Here is a 12,012-nt window from a genome sequence, read left to right on the forward strand (position 1 = left end):
TCGGGTGAGCCACACGACTTTGTTTGATTGAACTTGCATGGGAGTGCATAATCATGCGTATGACGGTGAAGATCGCGGTGGCCGGAGCCAGCGGGTACGCGGGCGGCGAACTCCTGCGCCTGCTGCTGACCCATCCCGAAATCCAGATCGGCGCGCTCACCGCGGCCAGCTCCGCGGGGACGCCGCTCGTCCAGCATCAACCGCACCTCGCCCCACTGGCGGACAGGGTCCTGCTGGAGACGACCCCGGAGACCCTGGCCGGACACGACGTCGTCTTCCTCGCCCTGCCGCACGGTCACTCCGGCGCCATCGCCGCGCAGCTGGGTCCGGACGTCCTGGTGGTCGACCTGGGTGCGGACCACCGCCTTTCGGACGCGGCCGACTGGCAGCGCTGGTACGGCGGTGACCACGCCGGGCAGTGGCCGTACGGGCTCCCCGAGCTCCCCGGAGCACGCGAACGTCTCGCCGGGACCAAGCGCATCGCGGTCCCCGGGTGCTTCCCGACCGGCGGTTCGATCGCCCTCGCCCCGGCGCTCGCCGCCGGCCTGGTCGAGCCGGAGATCAACGTCGTCGCGGTCACCGGGACCTCGGGCGCGGGCAAGAGCCTGAAGCCGAACCTCCTCGGTTCGGAGGTGATGGGCTCGGCCACCGCGTACGGCGTCGGTGGTGCCCATCGGCACACTCCCGAGTTCGCGCAGAACCTCTCCGCGGTCGCGGGCGAGCGGGTCAAGGTTTCGTTCACCCCGGTGCTGGCCCCGATGCCGCGCGGGATCCTCACCACCGCGAGCGCCGCCCTCAAGACCGACCTGGATGCCGAAGGCGCCCGCGAGGTCTACGAAAAGGCGTACGCCACCGAGCCGTTCGTCCAGCTGCTGCCCGAGGGCCGGTGGCCGTCTTCGGCTTCGGTGGTCGGCTCGAACAACGTCCAGCTGCAGGTCACCGTCGACGCCGACACCCGGCGCCTGATCGTGGTCGCGGCCATCGACAACCTGACCAAGGGCACCGCGGGCGGCGCCGTCCAGTCGATGAACATCGCCCTCGGCCTCCCCGAAACCACCGGACTACCGACCGTAGGAGTCGCTCCGTGACCGTCACCCAGCCGAAGGGATTCCGTGCCGCGGGCGTCGCCGCCGGGATCAAGGCCGAGGGCAAGCTCGACCTCGCGCTCGTCGTCAACGACGGGCCGCTGCAGGTCGCGGCCGGCGTCTTCACGCGCAACGTGATCAAGGCCGCGCCCGTCCTGTGGTCGCAGGAGGTGCTCAAGCAGCAGCGGCTCAAGGCCGTCGTCCTCAACTCCGGCGGCGCGAACGCCGCCACCGGCCCCGGCGGTTTCCAGGACACCCACCAGACCGCCGAGAAGGTCGCGGGACTCTTCGAAGCCGGCGCGATCGAGGTCGCGGTCTGTTCGACCGGCCTGATCGGCGAGCGGCTGCCGATGGACGCGCTGCTCTCCGGGGTGGACACCGCCTTCGGGCGGCTCGGCGCCGGTGACGAAGCCGACCTCGCCGCCGCCACCGCGGTCATGACCACCGACACCAAGCCGAAGCAGGCGGCCGCGAAGCACGAAAGCGGCTGGAGCGTCGGCGGGTTCGCCAAGGGTGCGGGCATGCTCGCGCCGAACCTCGCGACGATGCTCTCCGTCCTCACCACCGACGCGGTCGTCACGCCGGAAGCCTTGGACAAGGCTCTGCGTGCCGCCACCGGCGTGACCTTCGACCGGCTCGACGTCGACGGCGGGACCTCCACCAACGACACGGTCCTCGTCCTCGCGTCCGGCGCCAGCGGTGTCGAACCGACCGAGGCCGAACTGACCGAACTCCTCACCGCCGTCAGCCTCGACCTCGTGCTGCAACTGCGCGCGGACTCCGAGGGCGCGACCAAGTACGTCGACGTCACGGTCGCCGGCGCGGCGAGCGAGGCCGACGCCATCGCCGTCGGCCGGACGATCGCCGAGGACAACCTGGTCAAGACCGCCCTGTTCGGTTCCGACCCGAACTGGGGCCGCATCGCCATGGCGCTGGGCCGCGTGCCGGCGGAGATCGACCCGGAAAAGGTCTCCATCGCGATCAACGGCGTCACCCTCTTCGCCAAGGGCACCACCGCGGCGGATCGCTCCGAGGCGGATCTTTCGGGCCGTGACATCCGGATCGTCGTCGACCTCGGTCTCGGCGAAGGCGAGGCGACGATCTACACGACCGACCTCTCGCACGCGTACGTCGAAGAGAACAGCGCGTACTCCTCATGAGCCCTTCCGAATCCACCGTCCCCGCGGACGAACGGCTCGCGACGGCCGCCGAGAAGGCCGCGATCCTCATCGAGGCCTTGCCCTGGCTGCAGCGCTTCCACGGCGCCACCGTCGTGGTGAAGTACGGCGGCAACGCCATGATCGACGAGAGCCTCAAGCAGGCCTTCGCCGAGGACATGGTCTTCCTGCGCACGGTGGGGCTGCGTCCGGTCGTGGTGCACGGCGGCGGCCCGCAGATCACCGCGATGCTCACCCGGCTCGGCGTCGAAGGCGAGTTCAAGGGCGGCTTGCGGGTCACCACGCCCGAGACCATGGACATCGTCCGCATGGTGCTGACCGGCCAGGTCAGCCGCGAACTGGTCGGCCTGATCAACGCGCACGGCCCGTACGCGGTCGGAATCTCCGGCGAGGACGCCCGGCTGTTCACCGCCGAGCGCAAACAGGCCACTGTGGACGGTGTATCGGTCGACATAGGACTCGTCGGTGAGGTCTCCGAGGTCAACCCGGACGCCGTGCTCGACATCGTCAACGCGGGCCGGATCCCGGTGGTGTCCACCGTGGCCCCGGACGTCGACGGTGTCGTGCACAACATCAACGCCGACACCGCCGCCGGCGCGCTGGCCGCGGCGCTCGGCGCGGAAAAGCTCGTCGTGCTCACCGATGTCGAAGGCCTTTACGCCAACTGGCCGGACCGCGGTTCGCTGGTCGACAGGATCCGGGTGGACCGCCTCGAAACCCTGCTTCCCGGCCTCGCCAGCGGCATGATCCCGAAGATGGAGGCCTGTGTGCGCGCCATCCGCGGCGGCGTCCGCCGCGCGCACGTGATCGACGGCCGCATCGCCCATTCGGTGTTGCTGGAGGTCTTCACCTCCCGCGGCATCGGTACCATGGTCTTCCCCGAAACGGAGCTCCCGTGACCACGTACAAGTCCAATGTAGACGGACAGGAGCACTGGAAGTCGTCCCTCATGGACAACTACGGCACCCCGGCGCTGACCCTGGTCCGCGGTGAGGGGGCGAAGGTCTGGGACGCCGACGGCAAGCCGTACGTCGACCTGCTGGGCGGCATCGCGGTCAACGCGCTCGGCCATGCCCACCCCGCCGTGGTCGCCGCCGTCACCGAGCAGATCGCGAAACTCGGCCACACCTCGAACCTCTACGTGAACCCGGTCGCCGTCGAACTGGCCGAAACCCTCCTGGACGTCGCCGGTCTGTCCGGCAACGCGAAGGTGCTGTTCGTCAACTCCGGCGCGGAGGCCAACGAAGCCGCGCTGAAGATCAGCAGGCTCACCGGGCGGACCAAGGTCGTCGCGTGCGAGGGTGCCTTCCACGGCCGCACCATGGGCGCGCTGACGCTGACCGGGCAGCCGTCGAAGCGGGACGCGTTCGAGCCGCTGGTTCCCGGCGTCACGCACGTTCCCTACGGTGACATCGACGCGCTTCGCGCCGCGGTGGACACCGAAACGGCGGCGGTGTTCCTCGAGCCGATCCTCGGGGAGGCGGGCGTCGTCCCGGCGCCGGACGGGTACCTCCAGGCCGCGCGGGAGATCACCAAGGCGACCGGGACCCTGCTGGTCCTCGACGAGGTGCAGACCGGCATCGGCCGCACCGGCGCGTGGTTCGCCTTCCAGCACGCCGGCATCGTCCCGGACGTCATCACCCTGGCCAAGGGGCTCGGCGGCGGCCTGCCGATCGGCGCGGTCATCGGCGTCGGCGAGGCGGGGGAGCTGGTGAAGCCGGGCCAGCACGGCACCACCTTCGGCGGTAACCCGGTCTGCTGCGCCGCCGGGCTCGCCGTGCTCAAGACCATCGCCAAGGACAACCTGAACGACCACGTTTCCGCACTGGGCAAGGACATCGCCTCCCGCGTGGAGGAGCTCGGCCACCCGCTGGTGTCCGGGGTCCGCGGTGCCGGTCTGCTGCTCGGCATCGCCTTGCGCGAACCGGTCTCGGCGAAGGTCGCCAAGGCCGCGCAGGACGCGGGGTACCTGGTCAACCCCATCGCCCCGGACACCATCCGGCTGGCACCGCCGCTGATCCTGAGCGCCGACGAGGCCGCGGGATTCCTCGAAGCCCTTCCCGGGGCGCTCGATTCCACCACCACCTAGGACAGAGACGAAACGCATGCTCCGCAACTTCCTCCGTGACGACGATCTCAGCCCGGCCGAACAGGCCGAGATCCTGGACCTCGCCGACCAGCTGAAGGCCGAGCCCCTGAGCTCCCGCGCGCTGGAGGGCAAGTCCGTCGCGGCGATCTTCGAGAAGAACTCCACCCGGACCCGGTTCTCCTTCGAGGTGGGCATCGCCCAGCTCGGCGGTAATCCGGTCATCGTCGACGGCCGCTCGATGCAGCTCGGCCGCGAAGAGACCATCGAAGACACCTCGCGCGTGCTTTCGCGGTACCTCGACGCGATCGTCTGGCGGACCTTCGCCCAGAAGCGCATCGACGCGATGGCCTCGGCGGCGAGCATCCCGGTGGTCAACGCGCTCACCGACGAGTTCCACCCGTGCCAGGTGCTCACCGACCTGATGACCATCCGCGAGCGCAAGGGCAAGCTCGCCGGGCTCACCCTGGTGTACCTCGGCGACGGCGCCAACAACATGGCGCATTCGCTGCTGCTGGGCGGGACCACGGCCGGGATGCACGTGCGCGTCGTCTCGCCGGAGGGTTTCCAGCCGGATCAGCAGGTCATGCTCGACGCCAAGCACCGTTCGACGGAGACCGGCGGAAGCACCACGGTCTTCACCGATCCGTACGCCGCGGTCGAAGGCGCGGACGTCGTCGTCACCGACACCTGGACCTCCATGGGCCAGGAGAACGACGGTCTCGACCGCGTCGGCCCGTTCCGTGAGCTGCAGGTCAACTCCGCGTTGATGCGCCGCGCCGCGGACGAGGCGATCGTCCTGCACTGCCTGCCCGCGCACCGCGGCTGGGAGATCACCGACGAGGTCATCGACGGGCCGGCCAGTGCGGTCTGGGACGAGGCCGAGAACCGGCTGCACGCGCAGAAGGCGCTGCTGGTGTGGCTCATGGACGAGAAGCGACGATGACCGGCAGCAGGGTCACCCGGCAGGCCCGGATCACCGAACTCGTGTCCTCGATGGCCATCCGCAGCCAGACGGAGCTCGCGAAGCTCCTGGCCGCGGAAGGCATCGACGTCACGCAGGCGACGCTGTCCCGCGACCTCGACGAACTGGGCGCGGTGAAGCTCCGAGGTGCCGATTCCGGCGCACCGGTGTATGTCATTCCGGAGGACGGCAGCCCGGTACGCGGAGTGCAGGGTGGTACCTCCCGGCTTTCGCGGCTGCTCGCCGAACTGCTCGTCTCGGCGGACTCGTCGGGAAACCTGACGGTGCTGCGCACCCCGCCGGGGGCGGCGCAGTTCCTGGCCAGCGCCATCGACAGGGCGGCGCTGGAGGAGGTCGTCGGCTCGATCGCCGGCGACGACACGGTCGCGGTGATCGCGAGGGAACCGTTGTCCGGCAAGGATCTGGCCGAGCGTTTCATGGCGCTGGCCCGACGGTCGTCCACAGTGGACGGCGGTGAGGAGACCGAGGGTGACGCCTGACGGGTTCACGTTCCCGGACGACGAGGAGAAGCTGGTCATCACCTTCGACGAAGGTGTACCGGTGGCCATCGACGGGGAGACCGTGACACTGCTGGAGGCCTTCCAGCAGCTGAACCGCCGTGTCGGCGCCTTCGGGCTCACAGGACGCGAGATCTACGAGGGGCCCGGCGCGCTCGCGCTGGTCACCGCGCACGAGGAACTGCGAAAGGTCAGCATCGGGCGGGTGTCCGGTGAGGTCCGGCTGGTCCTGCACCGCGGCAACGCGGTCGTGAACTCCGCGCGCGACGAGCGCGCGCTGTACGACTTCACCACAGGCGCTACCTTCGACCGGTCAGTCGCCTGAAGAGAACCAAGGAATTCGAGGAGTGTTGTGAGCGGGAATGAGCAGCCGGTGCAGCTGTGGGGCGGCCGGTTCGCCAGCGGACCGGCCGAGGCGATGGCGGCGCTGAGCGCGTCGACCCATTTCGACTGGCGGCTGGCGCCGTACGACATCGCCGGGTCGCGGGCCCACGCGCGGGTGCTGCGGAAGGCGGGGCTGCTCACCGAAGACGAGCTGACCGGCATGCTCGCCGCGCTGGACACCCTCGCGCAGGACGTCGCGTCGGGCGCGTTCACTCCGACCGTCGCCGACGAGGACGTCCACACCGCGCTCGAACGCGGTCTCCTGGAGCGGGCGGGCACCGAACTCGGCGGCAAGCTCCGGGCGGGCCGTTCGCGCAACGACCAGGTCGCGACGCTGTTCCGGATGTGGCTGCGCGACGCCGCCCGCCGCGTGGTCGCGGGCACCCTCGGCGTCGTCGACGCTCTCGTCTCGCAGGCGAAGCGGCACCCGGACGCGATCCTCCCGGGCCGCACCCACCTGCAGCACGCCCAGCCCGTCCTGCTGGCGCACCATCTGCTCGCGCACGGCCAGTCGCTGCTGCGCGACGTCACCCGGCTGCGTGACTGGGACGCTCGCACCGCCGAGTCGCCCTATGGCTCCGGCGCGCTGGCGGGATCCTCGCTCGGCCTCGACCCGGAGGCCGTCGCCGAGGAGCTGGGCTTCGACACCAGCGTCGAGAACTCGATCGACGGCACCGCCTCGCGGGACTTCGTCGCCGAGTTCGCCTTCGACGTAGCGATGCTCGCGGTCAACCTGTCCAGGATCGCCGAAGAGGTGATCATCTGGAACACCGCCGAGTTCGGCTACGTCACCCTCGACGACGCCTGGGCGACCGGCAGCTCGATCATGCCGCAGAAGAAGAACCCCGACGTCGCCGAGCTGACCCGCGGCAAGGCCGGACGGCTCATCGGCAACCTGACCGGGCTGCTCGCGACGCTCAAGGCGCAGCCGCTCGCGTACAACCGCGACCTGCAGGAGGACAAGGAGCCGGTCTTCGACTCCGTCGAGCAGCTGGAACTGCTGTTCCCGGCGATCGCGGGCATGCTCGAGACGCTGACCTTCCACACCGACCGGCTCGCCGAACTGGCGCCCGCCGGCTTCACCCTCGCCACGGACATCGCCGAATGGCTGGTCCGGCAGGGCGTGCCGTTCCGCGTCGCGCACGAAGCGGCGGGGGAGAGCGTCCGCGTCGCCGAGGCCCGCGGCGTCGGGCTCGACGAACTGACCGACGAAGAGTTCGAGAAGATCAACCCGGCGCTGACGCCGGCCGTGCGCGAGGTACTGACCGTCGAAGGCTCCGTGAGCTCGCGCAACGCCCGGGGCGGTACCGCTCCGGAGCGCGTCGCCGAACAGCGGGACCGTCTGGTCGCGCGGATCGCCGAACACCGCACCTGGCTCGGCTGAACAAACCCCCAAAGCGCGTGAAGGCCCCCTTCCCTCGGCTGAACCGAGGGAAGGGGGCCTTCACGCGCATCAGGAAAGCCTGGTCTCCAAACCGTCGAGGACGCAGTCGAGGCCGCGCTCGAAGTCGGCCTCGTTCGTCTCGCCCGGCGCCCGCCTTCGTTGGGCCGCGTACAGCTTCCTGAGCCGCGGGTGATCACGCACCGCTAGCTCGGCCGCCGGCCACAGGCGCTCCTTCCACTCCGCCTCGCTCTGCCCGCCGCGTTCGAGCGTGGTCAGCCATGCGGCTTCGCTGGTGGCCCGCCCGACGACGAACGCCATCACCGTGTTCCACGCCAGATCGGCATCGTCCAGCGAGAAACCGGCGTTCTCGAACAGGGCGAGTGCCGCCTCCGACATCTTCAGCACGTTCGGCCCGAGATACGCCACTCCCGTCTCGCCGAGCAGCGAGCCGAGCCACGGATGGCGAAGGAACACCGACCGCAGGTCGCGCGCGAACCGCCTCGCCGTCATTCGCCACGGACCCTCCCCGGGGAGCGCGACCTCGCCGTACACCTCGTCGACGACCAGCTCCACCAGCTCGTCCTTGGTGGCCACGTGGGTGTACATCGACGGGGCGGCCACACCGAGCCGGGCGCCGAGTTTCCGCATGCTCAGCGCGTCGACGCCACCTCCGTCGAGGAGCTCGATGGCCTGGGAAACGATCTGCTCCCGGCTCAGCGACGGCTGCTCGCGCTTGCGTTTCGGGGGACGCATCCACACCGACATCCGCGATCCCTCACTTTTCCGTACAGTGTTCAGTATGCCTAACACTGTACGGACAAAGTTCGACCACGCCCACTGGCAGTCCCGGCTCGACGCCCTGAGGGCCGAACACCACGTGCCGGGCGCGACGCTCGCCGTGCTGGCCGAGGGAGAGATCCACGAACTGGCGAGCGGGGTCCTGCACCGGGGGACCGGGGTGGCGGCGACCACCGATTCGATCTTCCAGCTCGGCTCGATCGCGAAGGTCTACACGGCCGCGCTGGTACTCGGGCTGGCCGAGGAAGGCCGCCTGAACCTCGACGCGCCGGTCGTCGAGGTCTTGCCCGAGTTCGCGACGATCGATCCCGCGGCGACGAAGATCATCACCGCCCGGCATCTGCTCAGCCATACCGGTGGACTCACGTGCGATTTCGTCGAAGACACCGGACGAGACGACGATTGCCTCGCGAAGTACGTCGAGGCCGCAAGGGGAGTGGCGCTCGACTGCCCGCCGGGGACGGCCGCGTCCTACAGCAGCGTCGGGTACAACGTGCTCGGCCGGATCGTCGAGGTCCTCACCGGTCTGACCTGGGACGACGCCCTGCGCGAGCGGCTCGTCGGCCCGCTCGGGCTCGCCGAGACGATGACCCTGCCCGAAGAGGCGCTGCGCTTCCGGGTGGCGATGGGGCACCTCGGCCAGGACCCGGAGCCGACCGCCGCGTGGGATCTCCTGCCGCGCTCCGCCGGACCGTTCGGCCGCGTCCTCGCCACGGCCGGCGACGTCGTCCGCTTCGCCCGGATGCTGCTGGACGGCACGGCACCCGACGGGACGCGCGTGCTGGCCGAAGAGACGGTGACCATGATGCGGCGTCTCGAGGCGGAGGTGCCCGACAAGTGGACTCTCGGTTCCGAAGGCTGGGGGCTCGGGCTGTCGATCCACGACTGGAACGGCGTCCCCGGCTTCGGGCACAACGGATCCTCGATCGGGCAGCGCTCCTACCTGCGCGTGGTGCCGGACGCCGGAGTGGCCTTCGCCCTGCTCACCAATCACGGCACGACCGACAGGTTGTACAACGAGCTTTCGCGAGAGCTGCTCGGCGAGGTCGCCGGGGTCGAAGTTCCCGCCGACTTCGCACCACCGGCGTCGCCGCCCTCGGTGGACGTCGCCCCCTTCGCCGGTACTTACCGTCGAGAAGGCGTCATCATCACCGTCACCGAGACGGCGGGAAAGCTGCGCTTCGTCTACGAATTCGCCGACGGTCTCAAGGGAATCGCCCCGCCGATCGAAGCGGAGCTCGTGCCCGTGTCGGAGAGTGTCTTCGCCGGGATGAACCCCCTGTTCGGCGACGACTGGATGCCGGTGCTGTTCACGAAACTCCCCGACGGCACCGAGTGTTGCCACACCAGCATGCGGGTGGCGCCGAAGATCGAGGCGGCCGGTTAAGGTCGGCCCGGGAGAACGCGACGTTAGGGGAGTGCGGAACGTGGAGACCGGCAGACAGTTCACCCGGCGCGAGCTGGCGCTGGATCCGGTGGAGCTGTCCACGCTCCTGCTCGGCGCGGTGATCGAGGCGACCGGTCCCGACGGCACGGTCGCGGTCCGGCTGGTGGAGGTCGAGGCCTATCGAGGGCTCGACGACCCCGCGTCGCACTGCTATCGCGGCAAGACCCCGCGCAACGCGGTCATGTGGGGACCCGCGGGGCATCTGTACGTCTACTTCGTCTACGGCATGCACTTCTGCGCGAACGTCGTCGGCACCGAGGACGGGCAGCCGGGGGCCGTGCTGCTGCGTGCCGGGGAGGTGGTGTCCGGTGCGGACGTCGCCAGGGCGCGCAGGCCGTCCGCGCGCGGCAACGGCGAACTCGCCAAAGGCCCGGCGATCCTGACCTCGGTGCTCGGCATCGACCGCGCCGAGAACGGCGTCGACCTGACCGACCCCGCGTCACCCGTCCGGTTGTTCACCGGTGAACGCGTCCCCGAAGCCGACATCCGCACCGGGCCGCGCGTCGGGGTCGCGATGGCGATGGACACGCCGTGGCGGTTCTGGATCGACGGATCGCCCGCGGTCTCCACCTACCGCCGCGGTGGCAAGCGACGGGCGGCCGCCCCCGGCCGATAGTCGGTTGACCTGGTGCGGGAGGATCTACAGGCGTGAGCGAGCACATCCTTGACGAGCTGACCTGGCGCGGCCTGATCGCGCAATCCACCGACCTCGAAGCACTGCGGCGAGACCTCGACCAAGGACCCCTCACGCTCTATTGCGGATTCGACCCGACCGCGCCCAGCCTGCACGCCGGCAACCTGGTGCCGCTGCTGATGCTCTCGCGTTTCCAGCGCGCCGGGCACCGGCCGATCGTGCTGGCGGGCGTCGCCACGGGCATGATCGGCGATCCGCGTGACACCGGTGAACGCACCCTGAACACGCTGGACACCGTCGCCGCGTGGGCGGACCGGATCCGCGGGCAGCTGGAGCGGTTCGTCGACTTCGACGACTCGCCGACCGGCGCGGTCATCGAGAACAACCTGAACTGGACCGGCAAGCAGACCGTCGTCGAGTTCCTGCGCGACGTCGGCAAGCACTTCCCGGTCAACACCATGCTGAACCGCGAGACGGTGAAACGCCGCCTCGAAGCCGACGGCATGTCCTACACCGAGTTCAGCTACCTGCTGCTGCAGTCGCAGGACTACCTGCACCTGTACCGGGAGTACGGCTGCAAGCTGCAGATCGGCGGCTCGGACCAGTGGGGCAACCTCGTCGGCGGCGTCGACCTGATCCGCCGGACCGACGGTGGCCACACGCACGCGTTGACCGCGCCGCTGGTCACCGACACCGAAGGGCGCAAGTTCGGGAAGTCCACCGGTGGCGGCAGCGTCTGGCTCGACCCGGAGATGACGTCCCCGTACGCGTGGTTCCAGTACTTCCTGAACGTCGCCGACTCCGACGTCATCCGCTACCTGCGGATGTTCTCCTTCCTCGGGCAGGAGGAGATCGCGGCACTGGCCGAGGACACCGAGCAGCGCCCGCACCTGCGGTCCGCGCAGCGGAAGCTGGCCGAGGACTTCACCACGCTGGTGCACGGTGAAGAGGCGACCCGCCAGGTCATCGCCGCGAGCCAGGCGCTGTTCGGCAGGGGAGAGCTGCGTGAGCTGGACTCGTCCACCCTCGACGCCGCCATGGCCGAGGTGCCGAACGGCAAGGTCGACCCGAACGGCGAGGCGACCATCGTCGACCTGCTGATCGCGGCCGGGCTCGTCGACAGCAAGGGCGCCGCGCGTCGCACCGTCAAGGAAGGCGGCGCGTACGTCAACAACACGAAGATCGCCGACGAGGAGTGGAAGCCGTCCTCGGACGACGCTCTGCACGGCCGCTGGCTGGTGGTCCGCAAGGGCAAGCGCAACGTCGCCGGCGTGCGCGTCGGGAGCTGATCGCCGCCCGGGCCCGAAACAGGGGCTCTGACCTGCGGAAACGCGGTTAAGGTACCCCCCTGTTTCGGGCCCTTTCGGGGCGTGTAAAGTTCTCCAAGTCGCCAGGGAAACCGGGTGGCCGACCGGGACACGAACCAAGCTCTCGCTCAGTGCGATTGAGTGGGTGTCCCACCAAAAACTGCTAGGAATGACTGCTTCGGATAAGGCCGCTGTGATGGTGGTGCGATTCGGGGTGTGTTGCTTGA

At 69.6% G+C, this 12,012-nt stretch carries 12 protein-coding genes; 11 read left to right on the forward strand and 1 reads right to left on the reverse strand.

Going from position 1 to position 12,012, the window contains the following annotated elements:
• Positions 1 to 59 precede the first annotated feature (59 nt).
• The 8 genes from argC to argH are packed head-to-tail and all read left to right on the forward strand — an operon-like array spanning position 60 to position 7,599.
• A complete protein-coding gene (argC, locus tag AMK34_RS42090) occupies positions 60 to 1,088 on the forward strand; it encodes an N-acetyl-gamma-glutamyl-phosphate reductase (RefSeq protein ID WP_038511502.1) in 1,029 nt (342 codons plus the stop codon).
• Entirely contained in the window at positions 1,085 to 2,245 is a 1,161-nt protein-coding gene (gene argJ, locus AMK34_RS42095; protein ID WP_073849274.1) for a bifunctional glutamate N-acetyltransferase/amino-acid acetyltransferase ArgJ, read from the forward strand. Before argC ends, argJ begins: the two co-directional genes overlap by 4 nt.
• A complete protein-coding gene (gene argB, locus AMK34_RS42100) occupies positions 2,242 to 3,162 on the forward strand; it encodes an acetylglutamate kinase (RefSeq protein ID WP_073849275.1) in 921 nt (306 codons plus the stop codon). The genes argJ and argB overlap by 4 nt, the downstream gene beginning before the upstream one ends.
• Entirely contained in the window at positions 3,159 to 4,352 is a 1,194-nt protein-coding gene (locus AMK34_RS42105) for an acetylornithine transaminase (protein WP_038511509.1), read from the forward strand. Before argB ends, AMK34_RS42105 begins: the two co-directional genes overlap by 4 nt.
• 16 nt (positions 4,353 to 4,368) lie before the next feature.
• A complete protein-coding gene (gene argF, locus AMK34_RS42110) occupies positions 4,369 to 5,295 on the forward strand; it encodes an ornithine carbamoyltransferase (protein WP_038511511.1) in 927 nt (308 codons plus the stop codon).
• Complete coding sequence (locus tag AMK34_RS42115) at positions 5,292 to 5,813, forward strand: arginine repressor (protein ID WP_016335384.1); 522 nt, start codon at positions 5,292 to 5,294, stop codon at positions 5,811 to 5,813. The genes argF and AMK34_RS42115 overlap by 4 nt, the downstream gene beginning before the upstream one ends.
• Positions 5,803 to 6,156, forward strand: a complete 354-nt coding sequence (locus AMK34_RS42120; protein ID WP_038511514.1) for an argininosuccinate synthase domain-containing protein — start codon at positions 5,803 to 5,805, stop codon at positions 6,154 to 6,156. Before AMK34_RS42115 ends, AMK34_RS42120 begins: the two co-directional genes overlap by 11 nt.
• Positions 6,157 to 6,183: 27 nt before the next feature.
• A complete protein-coding gene (gene argH / locus AMK34_RS42125; protein ID WP_073849276.1) occupies positions 6,184 to 7,599 on the forward strand; it encodes an argininosuccinate lyase in 1,416 nt (471 codons plus the stop codon).
• Between the two features lie 69 nt (positions 7,600 to 7,668).
• Here the strand turns inward: argH and AMK34_RS42130 are convergent, their stop codons facing one another.
• A complete protein-coding gene (locus AMK34_RS42130; protein WP_073849277.1) occupies positions 7,669 to 8,364 on the reverse strand; it encodes a TetR/AcrR family transcriptional regulator C-terminal domain-containing protein in 696 nt (231 codons plus the stop codon).
• 34 nt (positions 8,365 to 8,398) lie between these two features.
• On the opposite strand from AMK34_RS42130, the gene AMK34_RS42135 reads away from it, so the two are divergent.
• From AMK34_RS42135 to tyrS, 3 genes are read left to right on the forward strand one after another with little or no spacing between them, the layout of a single operon-like run.
• Positions 8,399 to 9,784 (forward strand): serine hydrolase domain-containing protein, encoded by a 1,386-nt coding sequence (locus AMK34_RS42135; RefSeq protein ID WP_073849278.1) that lies wholly within the window; start codon positions 8,399 to 8,401, stop codon positions 9,782 to 9,784.
• Positions 9,785 to 9,824: 40 nt separating this feature from the next.
• On the forward strand, positions 9,825 to 10,460 hold the full coding sequence (locus tag AMK34_RS42140; RefSeq protein WP_198941862.1) for a DNA-3-methyladenine glycosylase: 636 nt from the start codon (positions 9,825 to 9,827) through the stop codon (positions 10,458 to 10,460).
• 32 nt (positions 10,461 to 10,492) lie between these two features.
• On the forward strand, positions 10,493 to 11,767 hold the full coding sequence (tyrS, locus tag AMK34_RS42145; protein ID WP_073849280.1) for a tyrosine--tRNA ligase: 1,275 nt from the start codon (positions 10,493 to 10,495) through the stop codon (positions 11,765 to 11,767).
• Positions 11,768 to 12,012 lie beyond the last annotated feature (245 nt).

The organism is Amycolatopsis sp. CB00013, from assembly GCF_001905755.1.
Classification (GTDB): domain Bacteria; phylum Actinomycetota; class Actinomycetes; order Mycobacteriales; family Pseudonocardiaceae; genus Amycolatopsis; species Amycolatopsis japonica.

What these genes read in the sequence shown, in the direction of transcription:
- argC (WP_038511502.1), top strand. Translation starts at nt 60, where the DNA reads ATGACGGTGAAGATCGCGGTGGCCGGAGCCAGCGGGTACGCGGGCGGC.
- argB (WP_073849275.1), top strand. Translation starts at nt 2,242, where the DNA reads ATGAGCCCTTCCGAATCCACCGTCCCCGCGGACGAACGGCTCGCGACG.
- argF (WP_038511511.1), top strand. Translation starts at nt 4,369, where the DNA reads ATGCTCCGCAACTTCCTCCGTGACGACGATCTCAGCCCGGCCGAACAG.
- AMK34_RS42115 (WP_016335384.1), top strand. Translation starts at nt 5,292, where the DNA reads ATGACCGGCAGCAGGGTCACCCGGCAGGCCCGGATCACCGAACTCGTG.
- AMK34_RS42130 (WP_073849277.1), bottom strand. Translation starts at nt 8,364, where the DNA reads ATGTCGGTGTGGATGCGTCCCCCGAAACGCAAGCGCGAGCAGCCGTCG.
- AMK34_RS42135 (WP_073849278.1), top strand. Translation starts at nt 8,399, where the DNA reads ATGCCTAACACTGTACGGACAAAGTTCGACCACGCCCACTGGCAGTCC.